Annotated in this window: 14 protein-coding genes; 9 read left to right on the top strand and 5 right to left on the bottom strand. The window is 75.6% G+C overall.

The annotated features are described in order from the left end of the window. Positions 1–15 precede the first annotated feature (15 nt). Both NRK68_RS05100 and NRK68_RS05095 read left to right on the top strand, forming a co-directional pair. Positions 16–1551, top strand: a complete 1536-nt coding sequence (locus NRK68_RS05100; RefSeq protein WP_183068157.1) for an SDR family oxidoreductase — start codon at positions 16–18, stop codon at positions 1549–1551. Then, a complete protein-coding gene (locus tag NRK68_RS05095) occupies positions 1548–2924 on the top strand; it encodes a cryptochrome/photolyase family protein (protein WP_183068156.1) in 1377 nt (458 codons plus the stop codon). The genes NRK68_RS05100 and NRK68_RS05095 overlap by 4 nt, the downstream gene beginning before the upstream one ends. Here NRK68_RS05095 and NRK68_RS05090 read toward each other — a convergent pair. Next, positions 2915–3994 carry a MerR family transcriptional regulator gene (locus tag NRK68_RS05090; protein ID WP_183068155.1) on the bottom strand — a complete coding sequence of 360 codons (1080 nt, stop codon included), beginning with the start codon at positions 3992–3994 and terminating at the stop codon, positions 2915–2917. The two genes, NRK68_RS05095 and NRK68_RS05090, sit on opposite strands and share 10 nt — an antisense overlap. Before the next feature lie 146 nt (positions 3995–4140). On the opposite strand from NRK68_RS05090, the gene NRK68_RS05085 reads away from it, so the two are divergent. Together NRK68_RS05085 and NRK68_RS05080 are read left to right on the top strand one after the other, a co-directional pair. Beyond that, on the top strand, positions 4141–4761 hold the full coding sequence (locus tag NRK68_RS05085; RefSeq protein WP_183068154.1) for a sigma-70 family RNA polymerase sigma factor: 621 nt from the start codon (positions 4141–4143) through the stop codon (positions 4759–4761). 41 nt (positions 4762–4802) lie between these two features. Further along, positions 4803–5471 carry a TetR/AcrR family transcriptional regulator gene (locus NRK68_RS05080; protein ID WP_183068153.1) on the top strand — a complete coding sequence of 223 codons (669 nt, stop codon included), beginning with the start codon at positions 4803–4805 and terminating at the stop codon, positions 5469–5471. 72 nt (positions 5472–5543) lie between these two features. On the opposite strand, the gene NRK68_RS05075 is transcribed toward NRK68_RS05080, so the two are convergent. Both NRK68_RS05075 and NRK68_RS05070 read right to left on the bottom strand, forming a co-directional pair. After that, positions 5544–6290 (bottom strand): LmeA family phospholipid-binding protein, encoded by a 747-nt coding sequence (locus NRK68_RS05075; protein ID WP_308296062.1) that lies wholly within the window; start codon positions 6288–6290, stop codon positions 5544–5546. Between the two features lie 8 nt (positions 6291–6298). Then, a complete protein-coding gene (locus NRK68_RS05070) occupies positions 6299–8545 on the bottom strand; it encodes an MMPL family transporter (protein WP_183068151.1) in 2247 nt (748 codons plus the stop codon). 317 nt (positions 8546–8862) lie between these two features. Here NRK68_RS05070 and NRK68_RS05065 point away from each other — a divergent pair, with 317 nt between their 5' ends. From NRK68_RS05065 to NRK68_RS05050, 4 genes are all read left to right on the top strand, one after another. Beyond that, the gene (locus NRK68_RS05065; protein ID WP_183068150.1) at positions 8863–10026 is read left to right on the top strand and encodes a sensor histidine kinase; all 1164 of its coding nucleotides are present in this window, start codon (positions 8863–8865) and stop codon (positions 10024–10026) included. Beyond that, positions 10014–10700 carry a response regulator gene (locus NRK68_RS05060; RefSeq protein ID WP_183068149.1) on the top strand — a complete coding sequence of 229 codons (687 nt, stop codon included), beginning with the start codon at positions 10014–10016 and terminating at the stop codon, positions 10698–10700. Before NRK68_RS05065 ends, NRK68_RS05060 begins: the two co-directional genes overlap by 13 nt. Continuing rightward, positions 10697–13732, top strand: a complete 3036-nt coding sequence (locus tag NRK68_RS05055; RefSeq protein WP_257855138.1) for a helix-turn-helix transcriptional regulator — start codon at positions 10697–10699, stop codon at positions 13730–13732. Before NRK68_RS05060 ends, NRK68_RS05055 begins: the two co-directional genes overlap by 4 nt. A gap of 552 nt (positions 13733–14284) precedes the next feature. Then, a complete protein-coding gene (locus tag NRK68_RS05050) occupies positions 14285–15265 on the top strand; it encodes a serine/threonine-protein kinase (RefSeq protein ID WP_257855136.1) in 981 nt (326 codons plus the stop codon). 24 nt (positions 15266–15289) lie between these two features. On the opposite strand, the gene NRK68_RS05045 is transcribed toward NRK68_RS05050, so the two are convergent. Beyond that, positions 15290–17731 (bottom strand): SpoIIE family protein phosphatase, encoded by a 2442-nt coding sequence (locus NRK68_RS05045; RefSeq protein WP_257855134.1) that lies wholly within the window; start codon positions 17729–17731, stop codon positions 15290–15292. A 225-nt stretch (positions 17732–17956) separates the two neighbouring features. On the opposite strand from NRK68_RS05045, the gene NRK68_RS05040 reads away from it, so the two are divergent. Beyond that, positions 17957–18202, top strand: a complete 246-nt coding sequence (locus NRK68_RS05040) for a hypothetical protein (protein ID WP_183068145.1) — start codon at positions 17957–17959, stop codon at positions 18200–18202. A 51-nt stretch (positions 18203–18253) separates the two neighbouring features. Here NRK68_RS05040 and NRK68_RS05035 read toward each other — a convergent pair whose 3' ends face one another. Continuing rightward, positions 18254–19339 carry a helix-turn-helix domain-containing protein gene (locus NRK68_RS05035; RefSeq protein ID WP_183068144.1) on the bottom strand — a complete coding sequence of 362 codons (1086 nt, stop codon included), beginning with the start codon at positions 19337–19339 and terminating at the stop codon, positions 18254–18256. Positions 19340–19377 lie beyond the last annotated feature (38 nt).

Below are 19377 nucleotides of genomic sequence, written 5' to 3'. Positions count from 1 at the left end.
GAACGGAGCACCTCCATGACCGACACCCCAGGGCACCCGGCCCGGCCCTCGGGACCGCTGTGCCTGGTCACCGGCGCCACCGGATACATCGGCGGCCGGCTCGTCCCCGAGCTGCTGCGGGCCGGACACCGCGTCCGGTGCCTCGCACGTACCCCGGCGAAACTGCGCGACCACCCCTGGGCGGGGCAGGCCGAGACCATCCGCGGCGACGTCACCGACGCCGCCTCCCTCGGCGCGGCCATGCGGGGCGTCGACGTCGCCTACTACCTCGTGCACGCCCTGGGCACCGGCCGCGACTTCGAGGAGACCGACCGCCGGGCCGCCCGCACCTTCGCGGACCAGGCCCGCGCCGCCGGCGTGCGCCGCATCGTCTACCTGGGCGGACTCACGCCCACCGGGGTCCCCGACCGCGACCTCTCGCCCCACCTGCGCTCCCGCGCCGAGGTCGGACGCATCCTCCTCGACTCCGGGGTCCCCACCACCGTGCTCCGCGCCGCCGTCATCATCGGCTCCGGCTCGGCTTCCTTCGAGATGCTCCGCTACCTCACCGAGCGGCTGCCCGTGATGGTCACCCCGAGCTGGGTGCGCACCCGGATCCAGCCCATCGCCGTCCGCGACGTGCTGCGCTACCTGGTCGGCAGCGCCCAGATGCCCGACCACGTCAGCCGCGCCTTCGACATCGGCGGCCCCGACGTCCTCACCTACCTCGACATGATGCGCCGCTACGCCACCGTCGACGGCCTGCCCCAGCGCCTGATCTTCCCCGTGCCCGTCCTCACACCGCGCCTGTCCAGCCACTGGGTCGGCCTGGTCACCCCGGTACCCCGGTCCATCGCCCGCCCGCTCGCGGAATCCCTCAAGTACGAGGTCGTCTGCGACGAGCACGACATCGCCGACTGGGTGCCCGACCCGCCCGGCACGCCCATCACCTTCGACCGGGCGCTCGCGCTCGCCCTCCAGAAGGTCCGCGACGCCCAGGTCGTCACCCGCTGGTCCTCCGCCTCCGTGCCCGGCGCGCCCAGCGACCCGCTGCCCACCGACCCCGACTGGGCCGGCGGCAGCCTCTACAGCGACGTCCGCGAGCGCACCGTCGACGCCCCGCCCCAGGCGCTGTGGCGGGTCGTGGAGGGCATCGGCGGCGAGAACGGCTGGTACTCCTTCCCGCTCGCCTGGGCCGTCCGCGGCTGGCTCGACCGCCTCATCGGCGGGGTCGGCCTGCGCCGCGGCCGGCGCGACGCCACGCTCCTGCGGATCGGCGATTCCCTGGACTTCTGGCGCGTCGAGGAGATCGAACGGGGGCGGCTGCTCAGACTCCGCGCCGAGATGCGGCTCCCCGGCCTAGCCTGGCTGGAGATGTACGCCGAACACGACGACGAGGGGCGCACACGGTACCGGCAGCGGGCCCTCTTCCACCCGCGCGGCCTGGCCGGCCACGCCTACTGGTGGAGCGTCTCGCCCTTCCACGCCCTCGTCTTCGGCGGCATGGCGCGCAACATCGCCCGCACGGCGGAGGCGGCCGCCGGCGGCACCACCCAGGGAGCACGGTCATGAACGCCTCGGTCGTCCTGTTCACCTCCGACCTGCGGGTCCACGACCATCCGCCGCTGCGCGCCGCCCAGGGCCCCCGCAACGAGACCGTGCCGCTCTTCGTGCGCGATCCGGCGGTGGACCACGCCGGTTTCGCGGCGCCCAACCGCCTCGCCTTCCTCGCCGACTGCCTCGCCGACCTCGACCGTGGCCTGCGCGACCGGGGCGGCCGGCTCGTCGTCCGCTCCGGCGACCCCATCGCCGAAGTGTGCGCCGTGGTACGGGAGGCCGACGCCGACGAGGTGCACATGGCCGCCGGGTGCAGCGCCTTCGCCCTGCGGCGCGAGCAGCGGCTTCGCCGGGCCCTGGAGGCCGACGGACGGCGCCTGTACGTCCACGACGGGGTCGTCACCGCACTCCCGGCGGGTGCCGTGACACCGAGCGGATCCGATCACTTCGCCGTGTTCACCCCGTACTTCAGACGCTGGTCGGCCGAGCGCCTGCGCGCGCCCCTCGCCGCCCCGCGCGTCGTCAGGGTGCCCTCCCGCATCCGCTCCGAGGGCCTGCCGGCGCGGCCGGCCGCCGGGGAGGTCTCGGCGGGCCTGGCCACCGGCGGCGAGGAGGAGGGCCGCAAGCGGCTCGCGTACTGGCTCGACCGGTACGCCGACGCCTACGAGGAAGGGCACGACGACCTCGCCGCGGACACCACCTCCCGCCTCTCCCCGTACTTCCACTTCGGCGCGCTGTCGGCGGCCGAGGCCGTGCACCGGGCCCGCGCCCGGGGCGGAGCGGGCGCCGAGGCCTTCGTACGGCAGCTCTGCTGGCGCGACTTCCACCACCAGCTGCTCGCCGCGCGCCCCGCGGTTTCCGACGCCGACTACCGCACCCGGGGCGACCGCTGGCGGAGCGGCCGGCAGGCCGAGGCCGACCTGCGGGCATGGCAGGAGGGCCGCACCGGCTATCCCGTCGTGGACGCGGCGATGCGCCAGCTCGCCCACGAGGGCTGGATGCCCGGCCGCGGCCGGCTGCTCACCGCCTCGTTCCTGACCAAGACCCTCTACATCGACTGGCGCGCCGGAGCCCGCCACTTCCTCGACCTGCTGGTCGACGGGGACGTCGCCAACAACCAGCTCAACTGGCAGTGGATGGCCGGCACCGGCACGGACAGCCGCCCCAACCGGGTCCTCAACCCGGTGATCCAGGGCAAGCGTTACGACCCCGAGGGCGCGTACGTACGCCGGTGGGTGCCGGAACTCGCCGGGCTGCGGGGCGCCGGGGTCCACGAGCCGTGGAAGCTGGCCGGCCCCGAGCGCAGCCGGTACGACGGCTATCCCGAGCCGCTGGTCAACCTTCCCGACGGGCTGGCCCGCTTCCGCCGGGCCCGCGGTCAGGACTGATCCCGTACGCCGGGCCGCCCCGACCCCGATCCCGGTCCCGTGCCCGCTCCCGCCGCCGCGTCGCAGAGCCCGCGCAACAGGGTCAGCGCCTCCCGCAGCCCGCCGGGTCGCACCGTGCCCGGGGCAAGGGGCTGTCCGGCCCAGCCCGGGCCCGCCGGCACCACCGCCGGCCGGGCGCGGGCGCCCTTGACGCCCCACGCCGTGTCGGCGACGTGCCGGGCCAGTGCGGGGCTCGCGGTGGACCGGCCCTGGGACCACAGCACGACCGCGGCGGGGCCGGTCCGGCGTACGGCCTGGTCGAGGGCCTCGGGCGGCACGGCCGCCCCGAACATGAGGGTGGACAGGCCGACTTCGGCCAGTCCCGCCGCCAGCGCCTCCAGCGCGAGGGTGTGCTGCTCGCCCGGTACGCAGGCCAGCAGCACCGGGGGCGCGGCCGAGCGGGACACGACGGGCGGGGGCCCGGCGGCGCGGCGCAGCGCGCTCGAGACGTGCCAGGACAGCAAGTGCTCGACCTCGACGTACCGGTCGCCGGAGGTCTCCCACTTGCGGCCCACGGCGTGCAGGGTCGGCGCCATCACCTCCTCCCAGGCGGTGACCAGGCCGTACTGGGCGATCACCGAGCCCAGCAGGTCGTCCACGGCCCAGGCGTCGAGGCGTACCGCGGCCCGCCCCAGCCCACGGCACTCCTGCCGTACGGCGCCCAGGCGCAGGCCGTTGCCCGAACCGGGCCGGCGGCCCGGCGGGGGGAGGGGGCCCGGTGCGGCGGGCGGAGCGGCCTCCGCGGACGCCGGGCCGGCCAGGGCGGCCCGCGCGGCCTCCGCGGGCGGGATCCCCGACGAGGTCAGCCGGCACATCTCGTGCAGGACGGCGAGGTCCTCGGGGGTCCACCGGCGGTGCCGGCCGTCCTCGCGGGCGGCCGGTCCGATGCCGTAGCGCCGGTCCCAGGAACGCAGGGTCGTGGGCGCCACGCCCAGCCGGCGGGCCACCGCTCCGGTGGTCAGGCCGTGCGCGGACGATGCGGACTGTTCGGACGGTGCGGACTCGGTCGGTAGGGGCTCGGACTGCGTCATGCCTCCATGATGCGACGCACAACCGACGCGAGTGGTGCCGAAGGGTGCGCGGGCCGGAATCTGGAGGGGCCCGCCCCGGCCCCGGCCAGGGGCGCGCCCGTCCGGCCGACCGGCCGGTTCCGGTCCCGGCCCGAGGAGCAGCCGCCATGACCGCCCGGAGCGCCACCGTCCAGCCGACCCCCGCGACCGGGGGCCTCCTCACCGACCACGAGGTCGCCGAGGGCTTCGTGCGCGGCGACGAGCAGTGCCTGACCGCCGCGTACCGGCGCTGGGGCGGCCTCGTCCACGCGCTGGCGGCCCGTACCCTCGGAGACCCCCGGGAGGCCGAGGACGTCAGCCAGCAGGTGTTCCTGGCCGCCTGGCGGGGTCGGGCCGGCTACCGGCCGGAGCGCGGCGCCTTCCCCGGCTGGCTCATCGGCATCACCCGGCGGAAGATCGCCGACGCGCTCGCGGAGCGCACCCGGCGGCTCGCCCTGGTCGCCGCGGCCGGCGCCGCCCTGCCCCCGCCGGACGAGCCCGGTGCGGGCCCCGAAGCGGTGCTGGACCGGCTGGTCGTCACCGGCGAGCTGGCGCGACTGCCCCGCCCGCAGCGGGAGGTGCTGGCCATGGCCTTCTACGGGGACCTCACCCAGATCCAGATCGCCGAGCGCACCGGCATGCCGCTCGGGACGGTGAAGAGCCACACCCGGCGGGGCCTGCACCGGATGCGCCACCGCTTCGCCGCCGGGACCGCGGCCGCGGACCCGGCCGTGGCGGGGTACGCGTGAGCCGTGCCGGGGTACGCGTGAGCCGTGCCGGGGGTGCGAAGATGACCGCGAGGCGTGCGGCGGAGGGAGCAGCGGTGGCGGAGGCGGACGACCGGGTGCCCGGCCCGGCGCCGGTACGGGTGGACGGGCGGACCGAGCGAGGACGCCGGACCCGGGACAGGATCGTGGACGCCCTGCTCGACCTGCTCGACGAGGGCGTCGTGGAGTTCCCGGCCGAGCGCGTCGCCGAACGCGCGGGCGTCTCCCGCCGGCTGGTCTTCCACCACTTCGCCGACATGTCCGAGCTGGTGGACCTCGCCATCACCCGGCGGCTGGAGCAACTGGCCGAGCAGATCCGGCCGTTGCCGGTGACCGGGCCCCGCCGGGTCCGGGTGGCCGCCCTGGCCGAACAGCGGGCCCGGATCCTGGAGTGGATCACTCCGGCACGGCTGACACTGATGCGGATCGACCACCCCTCGCCGCGCATCCAGCAGGTGACGGACGAGGCGTTCGCGGACGCCCGGCGCCGCGTCGCGGAGATCTTCGCGGAGGAGCTGGGCCGCCTGGACGAGAGCCGGGCGGCCGAACTCCTCGACGGTCTGGACGCCGTCACCACGTGGGGTGCGTGGAACCACTGGCGCACCGGCGGGAAGAGCCCCCGGGAGGCACGTGCGGCGATGGAGGCCACCGTGCTGAACCTGCTGGCGGCGGGCGATCTTCCGCACGGATGAGCGCCGGGGCGGGCGCCGTCCCCGTCCACGGGGCCGGCGTCCCCGGGCCCGGGCTGTGGCCCTGGCTGTTGCTCAGGCCGTCCTGACGTCCTCGGCCCGCGCGGTCACCGTCACGCCGTCCGCGCCCACCGACACGCCCGCGGGCCGCAGGCCCAACGGCAGTTCGGGCAGGGTCCGGGTCTGCCGGGCGAGCGCCTGCGCGACGAGCGGGCTGTCCGGGTCCAGGGACCGGCCGGCCACCGAGGCGGCCGTAGGACGCAGCGAGACGACGCCGTCGTGGAGTTCGACACCCGCCGTCAGTACCACGGGCGCGCCCAGCACGCTGCGCCGGATGAGCAGTTGGCCGTTGCCGGCGTCGGAGATCCGGGTGTCGCCCTCCGGTCCGTCGCCCAGCGCGGAGTACGGGGCGGTGAAGCGGGCCGACGCCGTGTCCGCCCGGTAGCCGTCGCCCTCGCGGGAGACGTTGCCGAAGGTGACGTCGGCCTTGATCCGGCTGCCGCGGTCGGTCGTCGCGTCGGCCCGGACCCGTACCTCGGGGTAGCTCTCGCGGGCGGCCCGGAGCAGGAAGGGCAGCCCCTCGATGGAGACGTCCGGGCGTCCCACGAGGTTGGTCTGCCGCCGGCCGATCCGGTCGGCGAGCCGCCCTTCGGCCAGGCCGCGGGCCACCGAGTCGGCGACGGGCAATGCGAGCAGCAGGACGCCGGCCAGGCCGGCCCCGATCAGGGTGCGGCGGCGCCGGGAGCGGGGCGGCCGGGCGGCGGGCCGGGCCGGGCGGCCGCCCGCGGTGGCGCCGGGGCGCGGGGTGGTGCGGGGGAGCATGCGGTACCTCATCGGGTGGGAAGGGGGTCGGTGGCGGTGGTCCCGCCGGTTCCGGGTGCGGGGAGGCCGGCGGGCCGTCCGGCCGGCAGGGCGAGGGAGCCGCCCTCGATGTCGAGTTCGGGCAGGACCCGGTCGAGACGACGGGGCAGCCACCAGCCGCGGTCCCCGAGCAGCGCCATGGTGGTGGGGACCAGCAGCCCGCGTACCACGGTGACGTCGAGGGCGACGGCCGCGGCGAGCCCGGTGCCGAACATCTTCACGACGGGGTCGTCCGAGAGCAGGTACGCGAGGAAGACGCTCACCATGATCAGTGCGGCGGAGGTGATGATCCGGCCGGTCGAGGCGAGGCCCGCGACCACCGCGTGCCGGCTGTCCCCGCTCGCCAGCCACTTCTCGCGCACCGAGGACAGGAGGAACACCTCGTAGTCCATGGAGAGGCCGAAGAGGACGGCGAACATCAGCAGCGGTACGTAGCCGGGCACGGGCACCGGCCCTTCCAGCCCGATGAGCCGCGCGCCCCAGCCCCACTGGAACACCGCGGTGAGCACCCCGTACGCGGCGGCCACCGACAGGAGGTTGAGCACGGCGGCCTTGAGCGCGAGCAGCGGCGAGCGGAAGGCCGCCAGCAGCAGCAGCCCGGCCACGAGCACGACGGTCCCGATCACGGCGGGCAGCCGGTCCGCGAGGCGGTCGTTGAGGTCGGCGACCGTGGCCGCGGCCCCGCCGACATGTGCGGTCCCCGCGCCGTCGGCGGTGGCCGCCGGCAGGGTGTCCGTGCGCAGGGTGTCGACCAGGCGGGCGGTCGCCGGGTCGCCGGGGGCGGTGGCGGGCGTGACCTGCCAGCGGACGGTACGGCCGTCGGCGGTGAGCTGCGCCGGACCGACCGAGGCCACGCCGGGGGTGCCGGCCAGGGCGGTGGAGACCGTGCTGACACGGGTGTCCTGCGGGCCGGCGGCGGGCGTCGCCAGGGTGTCGGTCACCTGGAGCGGGCCGTTGACGCCGGGCCCGAAGGCGTCCGAGAGCTGCTCGTAGGCGGTCCGGCTGGCCGAGCCGACGGGTTTGTCGCCGGCGTCGAGCTGCCCGAAAGCCAGCTGGGTGGCGGGCGCGGCGAGCAGCAGGAGCAGGGCGAGGCCGGCCAGGAGGTGGCGCCACGGGCGGGCCGTGACGCGCTCGGCGATCCGCTGCCAGCCGCGGGCGGGGGCGGGCGCGTCCTGCCCGTCCGGCTCGGTGGCGCCCTCCTCCCGGGCGGCGCCGAGGAACCGGGCCAGCAGGCTCAGCAGGGCGGGCAGCAGGGTGAGGGTCGCGGCCACCGCGACGAGCACCGCGATCGCGGGCGCCAGCGCCAGGGCGCGCAGCAGCGGCAGCCCGCCCAGCGCCAGCCCGGCCAGCGCCGCGATCACCGCGCACCCGGCGAACGCGGAGGCCTTCCCGGCGGTGGCCGTGGCCAGGGCGGCGGCCTCGGGGGCCGCCACGCCCCGGCCGCGGAACTCCCGGAACCGGGTGAGGCAGAACAGGGTGTAGTCGATCCCCACGCCGAGGCCGATCATCGCTGCGATGGTGGTGGCGGAGGACGGCATGTCCATCAGGTGCCCGGCCAGGCCGACGGCGGCCAGCGACACGACCAGCCCGGCGACGCCGACGACCAGCGGGAGCCCGGCCGCGGCCGCCTTCCGGAAGCCGATGAAGAGGATCACGGCGGCGGCCCCGAGCCCGATGAGTTCGCTGTGCCCGGTGTCCGGCCGGTCCACGGCGGCCGCGAGGTCGCCGCCCGGGGTGACCCGGATCCCGGCCTCCTCGGCCGGCCCGGCCGCGTCGGTGATCCGCTCCGACAGCTCGGGGGTGATGTCGCGGCCGGTCACGTCGAGGCCGACGGAAAGGTAGGCGGTGTGCCCGTCGCGGCTCATCGCGGTGGCGCCGGCCCGGTCGTAGGGCGGGGTGACGCTCACGACGTGCGGCAGCCCGGCGATGGCCCGGGCACTGCGCTCGACGGCGTCCCGGGCGCTCCCGCCGGTCAGTGCCGGGCCGTCGGGTCCGGTGTGCAGGACGAGCGGCTGCCGGCCGGAGGCGGGTCCGGGGAAGGCTGTCGCCGCCGTGTCGAGGGCGGCCTGGCTGTCACTGCCCGGGATGGTCACCGCCTCGCTGGTCGCACGGCCGTACGCCATGACGGCGCCGCCGAGCACGAGGAGCAGCACCAGCCAGGCCCCCACCACCCGTCTCGGCCGACGGGCGCACCAGCGCCCCATCGTCAGGAACATCCGGGCCCTCCAAGATCCGCAGACAATATATTGCACTCAGCGTGCAGCTTTACGCTTGCACTCGGAGTGCAACGATGTCAATCGGGGGCGGGGCCCGGACGGGAGCGCGGCCACCCCGCCGGCCGCGTGCGAAATCGGCCTCGGGCGGGTACCGACCGTCCGGGACGTGCCTTCCTGGTGTGCACCCGCTCGGGCAAAATGCCTGGTGTCACCGGCAATTGCGGGCTTCGTGGCGCATCCGTCCCCCTCGGTGCGCCCCCGGGACCCCGGCGCCCTCGACTTGGGGAGGAGTGGTCCTGGCGTTGCAGTCCTTACAGATGCGCCGCATACGAGCGCTGCGCGGAACGGCCTCCGTGCGGTCGGGGACGCACCGGGCACAGTCCTTCCTGATCGTGGCCACCCTGCTCTACCGGGGCAGCCACCTCACGGTCGCCGTCATGGCCGTCGTCCACCGCCCATGGCACCTCCCGCTGCAACACCTGGGATTCGCCGCCGCCCTGGGACTCAGCGTGCTGACCTACGGAACGGCCCTGCGCCGCGGCTGGTTCGACCCCCGGCACATCTGGGCCGACATCCTCGTCACCGGATGCGTCCTGCCCCTGGCCCTGTGCGCCTGGGGAGGCGTACGCGAACCTCCCACCATCGCCTGGGCGATGCTCCTCGGCGGATCGGCGAGCGCCGCCGCGGCCATCACCCTCGACCGCCTCCACGCCATCACCGCGGTCGCGCTGCTCGTCGTCACCCACTTCATCGGCTACCAGGCTGTGGACGCGACCCCCGCCGTCGTCGTCGGCCATCTCAACTCGCTGGTGTCGTCCGCCGTGATGACCTGGGTCTTCCGCTGGTACCTGCTGCGCCAGGGCCGTCTCCTCGACGAGGCCAACGCCCGCGCGCTGGCCGCCGAGGCGCACAAGGCGCGCTACGCCGAACGCCTCGAACACCACCGGGCCCTCCACGACACCGTCCTCGCCACCCTGACCACCCTGGCGGCCGGCTCCGTCGACGCCAACGCACCCGAGGTCCGGCAACGGTGCGCCCACGAGGCCGCCTACCTGCGCCGCCTGATCCAGCAGACCGCCGACGAGGTCCCCCACCGGGAGATCGGCGCCGCCCTGGAGGAGGCCGTCCGATCCGTGGAGAGCCTCGGACTGCGGGTCACCGCCCAGTACCACGCCCTGCCGCAGGTCCCGCCCGAGGTCGCCGCCGCACTCGGCCACGCCGTGCGGGAGGCCCTCAACAACGTACGGCGGCACGCCGGCACCGGCCACGCCTACCTCACCGCCACCGGCGACCCTGACGGCAGCGGCGGAGCCGTCGTCACCGTCGTCGACCGCGGCCCGGGCTTCGACCCGGAACAGTGCGAGGCCGGCCTCGGCCTGCGCGGCTCGGTCCACGGCCGGATGACCGAGGCCGGCGGCCGCGCGACCGTGGACACCGCCCCCGGCGAGGGAGTACGGGTGGAGCTGAGATGGCCCGGGTGATCACCGTCGCGGTGGTCGACGACGACCGGATGCTGCGCGACGGACTGCGCGCCTGGCTCGGCGACGTCCCCGACCTGCGGCTCGTCGCGACCGCCGGCACCGTCGCGGAACTCCTCGCCGACCCCGTCTGCGGCCCGGGCCCCCACCGCTCCCACGGCCCCGACGGGACGGGCGGCCCCCCGGCCGACGTCATCCTCCTCGACCTCGTCCTGCGGGACGGCTCGGACCCCGCCGACAACATCCGCAGGCTCCTGCGCACCGGCAGCCGCATCCTCATGATCAGCACCGTGCCGGACCGCTCCCGGATCATCGAGGCGATCCGGGCCGGCGCCGACGGATACCTGACCAAGGACCACGACCTGCCGACCCTGGTCGCCGCGGTCAAGGACCTCGCGGAGGGCCGGGGCGCCCACTCCATGGAACTCGCCTTCGCCTGCGCCTACGACGACAGCCCCGCCCGCCCCCGGCTCTCCCCCCGGGAACGGCAGATCCTGCTCGACTACGCCTCCGGCATGACCCTCAAGTCCGCCGCCCGGCGCGCGGGCATCACCATCCACACGGCCAAGGACTACCTCGACCGCGTCAAGGCCAAGTACCAGCAGGCCGGCCGCCCCACCTACACCAAACTCGACCTCGCCCTCCGCGTACGGGAGGACAGCCTCGACGGCGGATGACCCCGCCGCAAGCCCCCCAAACGGACGGCTACAGGGGGCACCGCACCCCCCATATCGTCGACCCGGCGGCGCCCCGGACGGCCCGCCGGGAAGGGGGCGAGCCGGTGACCGCACTCTGGCCGGCACGGTCTGCACGGCCTGCCGAACACCGCACCGCCGCAGGACACATCTGCGGACCCCACCGGGGACGGGGACGCCTCGTCGGACGCGGCGCCGAGATGGGGCGGATCACGGCCGCCCTCGCCGCCGCCCGGTCCGGGCAGGGCGGAGCCCTCTTCGTCACCGGCGAGCCCGGCATCGGCAAGACCCGGCTCGCCACCGCGGCCCTCGCCGCGGCCGCCTCGGCCGACATGGTCACCGTACGCGGGCGGGCCAGCACCGTCGGCCCGCCCGTCCCCTACCGCCCACTCGTCGAGGCGCTGCTCCTGCTCGCCCGCGCCGGCCTGCTGCCCGCCCCGGAGGAACTGGACGGCTACGGCCCCGTCATGACCCGCCTGCTCGGCGGCACCCCCGACACCTCGCACATCACCGTCGCTGAAACGATGCTGCGCCTGCTCACCGCCGTCGGCCGGCAGCGGGGCTGCCTGCTCGTCCTCGACGACCTGCACGACGCCGACGCCGGCACCCTGGCCGTCGTCGAGTACCTCCTCGACAACATCGGACAACAGCCCGCCGTACTCCTGCTCGTCGCCGGCCGCGCCCCCCGCGCGGCGGGCGAGCTGGCCCGGCGCGCCCGTCAGCGGGAAGCGGCGCAGATCCTCGACCTGACCCCCCTCAGCCACACCGACGTACGCCTCCTCGTCGCGGCCGAACTGGACGCCGCACCGGCGGAGGTCTGCCCCGAACTCCTGCACCGGGCGCTCACCGGCGGCGCCGGCATTCCGTTCGTGGTCAAGGAACTCGTCCACGACCACGCCGACCACCCCGTCCACCACGGCGACCGGACCCCGCCCGTACCCGCCACCGTCGCCGACGACATCCGGCGCCGTACCACCTCGCTCGGGCCGCTCGGCACGGAATTCCTGGGCACGGCCGCCCTGTTCGGCCGACGCTTCCCCCTGCCCGTACTCGAGCACGCCATCGGCACCGACCCCACGGCCCTGTCCGAGGTCCTGCGCGCCGCCCTCGCCTCCAGCCTGATCACCCCGGACGGGCCCGGCACCCAGTGGTACGCCTTCCACTACCCGCTGGCCGCCGAGGCGCTCCTGGCCGACCTCGGCCCGGGCCAGCGCGCCCGGCACGCCCGACGCGCGGCACACGCACTCGCCCGGCTCCACCCGGGACTGCCCGGAGCCTGGCGCGCGCACGCCGCCCGGCTGCACGAGCACGCCGGCGAAACCCGTGAAGCCGTCCGCCTGTACTGCGAGGCGGCGCAGCGGGCGATGGACGAGGGCGCCCTCGAACGAGCCCTGCAACTGCTCACCCGCGCCCACCCCCTCCTCGAACCCGGCACCGCACCCGAACTGCACGCCACGGTCCTGGAGCTGCTGCTCGACGCCGCCGCCCGCTCGGGCCGCCTCGACCGGCTGCCCACCCCGCCCGCCGCCGGCCACGCCGTACCCGCCGCACGACGCGCCGGGATCCACGCCCGGCTCAGCGGCATCGCCACCCTGGCCGGCCGCCCCGCCGAAGCCCTGCACCACCTCGACACCGCCCGCGCCCTCCTCCCCGACCACCCCGCCGACGGCCGCACCGCCCTCGTGGACCTCGCCGCGGCCCACGCCGAGCTGAGCCGGCCCGCCCCCGACCGGCTGCGCACCGCCGCCCGCCTCGCCCGCCGGGCCGTGGACGCCGCCCGCGGCGACGACCGGCCGGACACCGCCTGCGAAGCCCTGCTGCTGCTCGGCCGGCTCGCCCGGCAGCAGGACGAGCCCGCGGCGACGGCCCACTTCGAGCGGGCCCGCGCCATCGCCCTCGCCCACCGGCTCCCCGTACCGCGCACGGCCGCCGAGGTGCAGCTGGCCCTCACCGAAGCCGGACACGACGACCGGCCGGGCCGCCTGGAGCAGGCCCGGCAGGAGGCCCGCCGCAGGGGCCTGCTGCCGCTGGCGCACGAGGCCGGCTTCGCCCTCGCCATCGAGCGGATCCGGCGGGGCGCCTACGACGACGCCCGCGACGGGATCATCGACGGCACGGCCGAGGCGTCCCGGCTGGGACTGGGCCGGCCCCTCGCCCTGCTCCGGCTCGCCGACGCCGTACGGTACGCCCACCAGGGACGCCGCACCGAGATGCGCGCGGCGCTCGAACGGCTGGAGCCGCACCTCGACGCCGCACCCGGCCTGCGCCCCCTGTCGTACGGGCTCGCCCGGGCCTTCTGCTCCCTGCTGGAGGAACGCCACGACGCCGCCGGACAGGAACTCGCCCAGGCACTCGCCCACGACACCGAGAACCCGGCCGCCGACGACTTCGGCCGGCAAGGCCTCGCCCTGCTGCTCGGCGTCCTGGCCGGACGCCTGGGCCGCGGGCACTGTGCGGGCATCGCCGAGGCCGGCGCCGAAGGCACCCGCTGGAACCGCCAGTTCGCGGGCCTCGCCCACGCCGTGCTGCTCGGCCGGGAGGGGCACCGCGAGCGGGCGACGGCCGCCGCGGACCGGGCGCTGGCCGCGGCCGGCCCGTACCCCCTGGCCCGCCGCCTGTGCCTGCGACTGGTGGCGGGGCCCGCGTACGAGGACGGCTGGGGTACGCCGGTCGAGTGGCTGCGCGAGGCCGAGGAGTACTTCCACGGAGCCGGCCTCCACCCGGTCGCCGCCGCGAGCCGGGCCCTGCTGCGCGGCATGGGCGCCCCCGTCCGGCAACGGCGCACGGGAACCGAGCAGGTACCGCCGCACCTGCGCAGGTCCGGCATCACCGTCCGCGAATTCGAAGTGGCCCGGCTGGTGGCGGAACGGATCAGCAACAAGGACATCGCCGGGCGGCTGCACATCTCGCCGCGCACGGTCGAGAAGCACGTGGCGAACGTCCTGCACAAGACCGGCCATCCGAACCGCAGGGCCTTCGCCACCGCCGCCCGCGACCTCACCGCCCCGGCCTGAGCGCCGGTCGGCATCGCACCTCGCCGCGTTGTCGGGGCGCCCGGTACGTCCAGTGGGTGACGGGAAGCCGACGGCGGCCGGCGGTTCCGGAAGACGGTGGGGTCGAGAGCGACGCGGACGCACCGCGCGCCGGTCCCCGCGCCGAAGGGGTGGGAACGACGGGATCCGGGCGGGGGCACGGGGGAGCACCCCCGACCGGATCCCGTCGGGTCAGTTCAGGTATCCCGGGCCGCGCTGCGTCCTGCGGGCCGCCGTGTTCTGGGGCTTGAGTACGCTCACCCGGTGCACCTCCTAGAAAGTCGAATGCGCGGGACGCGCGGCTGGATCAGGACGGGTGCCTGCCGATCGGCACCTCCCACTCAACGCCATCCGCGCCGCCCGCACATGGGCGCCGACCACGTATATTTCCCGCCCGCACCACCCATCCCGGCACCGCCCCGCCGCACCCTGAATGGTGGTGCTCCGCCCCCTCCCGCCACCGCCCCGGATGTGGTAGCGGGAGCGTGCGCAGGGGCCGCTCGGTAGAATTCCTGCTGAGGAAGGGGGCGCCGGATGGGCGCGGACCTGAGTCAGTACACGGGCCGGCCCTCCGGGCTGGTCGGGAAGCAGATAGCCGGCTACAAGGTCGAACGCATGATCGGCCGGGGCGGCATGGCCGTCGTCTACTGCGCCAAGGACCTGCGCCTGGACCGCACGGTCGCGATCAAGCTGATCGCCCCGGAGCGGGCCCGCGACGACACCTTCCGGCGCCGCTTCACCCACGAGTCCAGAGTGGCCGCCTCGATCGAGCACCCGCACATCGTGCCGATCTTCGAGGCGGGCGAGACGGACGGCGTCCTCTACATCGCGATGCGGTACGTACCCGGGCTGGACCTGCGGGGACTGCTGGACCGGGAGGGCCCGCTGCCCGTGCCGACCGCCCTGCGGATCGCCGCCCAGGTGGCGTCCGCCCTGGACGCCGCCCACGAGCACGAACTGGTGCACCGGGACGTCAAGCCCGGCAACATCCTCGTCGCGGCCGGGCCCGACCGGGACCATCCGGAGCACATCTACCTCACGGACTTCGGCCTGACGAAGAAGTCCCTGTCGCTGAGCGGTTTCACCACGGCGGGGGAGTTCGTCGGCACGCTCGACTACATGGCGCCCGAGCAGATCGCCGGCCGCCCGGTGGACGGCAGGTGCGACCTGTACAGCCTCGCCTGCGTCGTCTACGAGAGCCTCGCCGGCGGACCGCCGTTCGTGCGCGAGGAGGACGCGGCCCTGCTGTGGGCGCACCAGTACGATCCGCCGCCTCCGCTGACCGAGCGGCGGCCCGACATCGCACCCACCGCCGACAAGGTCTTCGCGAAGGCCCTGGCGAAGGTGCCCGAGGACCGCTACGGATCCTGCCTGGAGTTCGTGGCGGCCCTGCGGCGCGCCACCGAGAAGGGCCCCCCGACGGAGCAGCGGCCGCGCCGCGTCCAGGAGGAGACCGCGGCGCCACCGGAGCCACCGGAGTGGGCCCTGCCCGTCTTCCGCCCCCCGGCCGGCTAGACCCCTCCTCCGAGGCCGGAGCCCTCAGAACCCCAGGAGCGACTGCTCGGCCCAGATCGTCTTGCCGACGGGCGCGTGCCGGGTGCCCCACCGCTGGGCGAGCTGGGCCACCAGCAGCAGGCCCCGGCCGCCCTCGTCGAAGGTCCGGGCCCGCCGCATGTGCGGGGCGGTGCTGCTCGCGTCGGACACCTCGCAGATCAGGGTGTCCTTCTCGTGGATCAGCCGCAGCTGGATGGGCGGCTCGCCGTACCTGATGGCATTGGTGACCAGCTCGCTGACCAGCAGCTCGGTGACGAACGAGGCCTCCTCCAGCCCCCACTCCGTCAGCTGGTCGGTGGTCTGCCGACGGGCCTGGGAGACGTTCGAGGGATCGGACGTCAGGTCCCACACGACGACCTTGTCGGCGTGCAGGGCCCGCGTCCGCGCGACGAGCAGGGCCACGTCGTCGTCGGGGCGGTGGGTCAGCAGGGCCGTCAGCACCCGGTCGCAGACCGTGTCCAGCGTCGACGCGGGCTGGGCGAGCGCGGCGAACATGCTGTCCAGCGCCTCGTCGATGTCCCGCTCGCGGGGCTGGAGCAGCCCGTCGGTGTAGAGGGTCAGCACGCTGCCCTCGGGAAGGTCGACGTCCAGCGTCTCGAAGGGCAGGCCCCCCAGTCCCAGCGGCGGCCCGGCCGGGACGTCGAGGAGGTAGACGGAGCCCTCCGGGGAGACCACCGCCGGCGGCGGGTGCCCGGCCCGGGCGAGCGTGCAGTGCCGGGTGACCGGGTCGTAGACCACGTACAGGCAGGTCGTACCGATGCCCCCGGCACTCTCGTCGACGGCCTCCCGGCCGCCCTCGTCCGCGGACAGGTGGATGATGAGGTCGTCGAGGTGGGTCAGCAGCTCGTCGGGCGGCAGGTCGACGTCGGCCAGCGTGCGCACCGCGGTGCGCAGCCGGCCCATCGTCGCGGAGGCCCGGATGCCGTGGCCGACGACATCGCCCACGACCAGGGCCACCCGCGCGCCGGACAGCGGGATCACATCGAACCAGTCGCCGCCCACACCCGCCTCGGTGCCGGCCGGAAGGTAGCGGGAGGCCGTCTCCAGCGCCGGGTGGTCGGGCAGCGTCTGCGGGAGCAGGCTCCGCTGGAGCGTCATGGTGCTGGTGTGCTCCCGGGAGGACCGGTGCGCGGCGTGGATGCTCGCGGCCGCCCGGCCCGTGAGCTCCTCGGCCAGCGCCAGGTCCTCCGGCAGGAACGGCTCCCGGCTGCGGCGGCGGCCGAAGACGGCCACGCCGAGGCTGACGCCGTCGGCGTGCAGCGGCACCACCAGCATCGAATGGCTTCCGTGCGCACCGAGCCAGGCGGCCGCCGGGTCCTGGGCCATCCACTGGGCGACCGCCGGTGCGGTCGACGCGTACACGGCGCCATGCCCCGAGGCCAGGCACTCCGCGGGCGGCGACAGCGGGGGATAGACGGTCGTCTCGCCGACCGCGACCCGGCCCTCGGAACTCCCCTCGACGGCCGAGCGCACCGCCGTACGGCAGACGGTGACCGGCCCCGACGGCGGGCCGGAGGAGTGGTTGTTGCCGCGCGGAAGGGGTTCGAGCAGGTCGACGACGGCGAAATCGGCGAGCCTCGGGACGACCACGTCCGCGAGTTCCTGCGCGGTGCGGGTGCTGTCCCCGGTGGTGCCGATGCGCGCGCCGGCGGCGTCCGGCACGAACATCTGTTGCGTCTCGACCTCGGCCCCCGTCCGGTCGTGCGCGGCGAGGCACACGGCGCGCACCACGCCGTCCGGATCCCGCAGCGGGGCCACCGACGTCGCCCAGCCGTGCTCGGCGCTGACGCCCGTGGTGCGTACGAAGGCCTCCATGTGCTGCGGCTCGCCGGCCTCCAGCGCCAGGCGCATCCGGCGCTCGGTCTCCTCGCTCACCGGGTCTGGGGCGATCTCCGGCAGGCGCAGCCCGAACATCTCGGATTCCGTGAGGGACAGAGTGCGTTCCATGCCCGCGTTCGCCCGGACCAGCCGCAGGTCCGCGTCGAAGACCGCCAGAAAGCACGGGGACTGGGAGAAGGCCCGCTCGTGCAGCGGATCGCCCCACGAGGAGCCGTCACCGCCCCGTACGCCCGCCACCGCGGACACCACGTACCACAGGGTGCCGCCGCCGGCGGAGGTCCAGCGGTGCGCGAGCAGCGACTGCTCGATGCGGCTGCCGTCCCGGTGCCGCAGCGCCACGGTGCCGCTCCACCGCTCCTGCTCGGGCGGGATCCGGCGCGCCTCGTCGCCGACGGGACCGGCCAGCAGGAACGCGGCGGACCGCCCCACCACCTCGGCGGACGCGTAACCGAGCAGCCGAGCGGCGCCTTCGCCCCACTCGGTGACGATGCCCTGCTCGTCGACGGCTGCCGTCGCCGTGTACGCGGGGTGCTGGAAGGCATCGGTCTGCTCCGGCCGCTCTCCGGGAGGGGTGGAAAGTTGCTCCATCGCCGCTCATCTCGCCCTCGCTAGATCCGTCCCTGCTGTCCCACGGGACCTGCACGGCCAGGGGCCCCACTGACAAGCATCATCCGGCGGGGCAAGGAGCACCAACGCAGTGCTGCCACGGGTGTCAAGTCACGCGTTCACGGGGCGTGACGGCCACCCCCGCGCCGGGGTCCAGTGGGAGTGCGCCTCCGCGTGCAGAGCCGGAGGGAGAGGAGGAGAAACGCCGTGTCCGAGTTCTCGTGGATCCGCGGTGTCGTGCTGGCAGCGGCCTCCGTGCTGCTGGTGGGCATCGGCATCGGCCTGCTGGCGACCTCGATGGGTGTGCCCGCCGCCCCCGCGCCCCGGCCGGCGGTGCTGCTCCTGCCCCAGGACGGCAACGCCGTGCACACGGGCCACTCCGCCGTGACCGTGCAGCAGCCCGGCTTCGAGGAGCGGCTGAAGGGGGACCCCGGGGCCCGGCCCGGACGGTGACGGCCGCTGCCCCGCCGGCGCCCGCACCACGCCGTGGCGCCGCACCGCGTCTCAGCGCAGTACGGCCGCCAGCAGGTCCGCCCCGAGAGCCGTGAGGTCGGGCAGGTTGAGGGTGTAGCGGACGTACCGGCCGCGCCGCCGGGCCGTGAGCAGGCCGGCGCGGCGCAGGACGGCGAGATGACGGGACACCTCCGGAGGCGAGAGCTCCCAGGCGTGGGCCAGTTCACGGGTGGTGTGCGGGCCGCGGGCCAGGGTGCGCAGTAGCCGCAGCCGTACCGGGTGCGCGAGTGCCTCCAGCCGGAGGGTGACCGTCTCCAGCGACACCGGCTCCGACGGACCGGGCTCGGCCACCGGGTACTGCACCACCGGCTGCCAGCCGGGCGCGTGCACCACCGCGAGGTGCGGGCTGCCGAACACGCTGGGGATGAAGGTGACTCCGGTGCCGTGGGCGGTGGTCGCCTTGTCCGGCAGCTTGTCCACGACGATGCGGTCGCCGTCCGGTGCCAGGGAGACCGCGCCGGAGACCGCCGCGAGGGCCGCCCCCAGGCCGTGCCGCCTGAGCAGGTCGTTCTTCACGCGCAGGTCGGTGGCGAGCCGTACGGCGACATCCGCCCAGGCGGCGTCGAAGAAGGCCGCGGCGCACTGCTCAAGGGTGCCGCGCACGCGTGCCCGGACGGCCGCCGGGTCCGCGAGCAGCCGTGCCGCGAAGGCCTCCTGCCGTACGCCGCGGGCCTGCGCCAGGTCCAGGGCGCGCTCCCGCGCGACCGCGTCCGTCAGCGGCGAAGGCGCCCCGAAGCGGACCCGGTTGCTGCCGCACGTGGTGACGAGCGCCGCTGTCACGTACGCCTCGTCGTCGATCCGGTCCACGTCGTCCAGCTCCTCCGCGAGGGTCGGCCGGGGCCGGGCGGGGAGCAGGAAGTCGGCCTGCGAGGAACGCCAGAGGAAGTCCGCCTCGTGCAGGCGTTCGGCCAGCTCCGGCGGCATCCCGGCCCAGACCTCCCGGGCCCGGCCGGCGAACCGCGGATGGTGCCCCGGCTCGGCCAGTACGTGCAGCATCGCGGTCAGCTCGGCCAGCGGGGAGGCGGCGAACCGCAGCCGTCCGGACGGCAGTCCGCCGATGTCGATCCTCAACGTCACCCGCCCAAGCATCCCCGACCAGGCCGCCCGCGACGTCA

This window comes from Streptomyces yangpuensis (assembly GCF_024666385.1).
GTDB classification, from domain to species: Bacteria; Actinomycetota; Actinomycetes; order Streptomycetales; family Streptomycetaceae; genus Streptomyces; species Streptomyces yangpuensis.
This window is presented reverse-complemented; position numbering and strand designations above follow the sequence as displayed.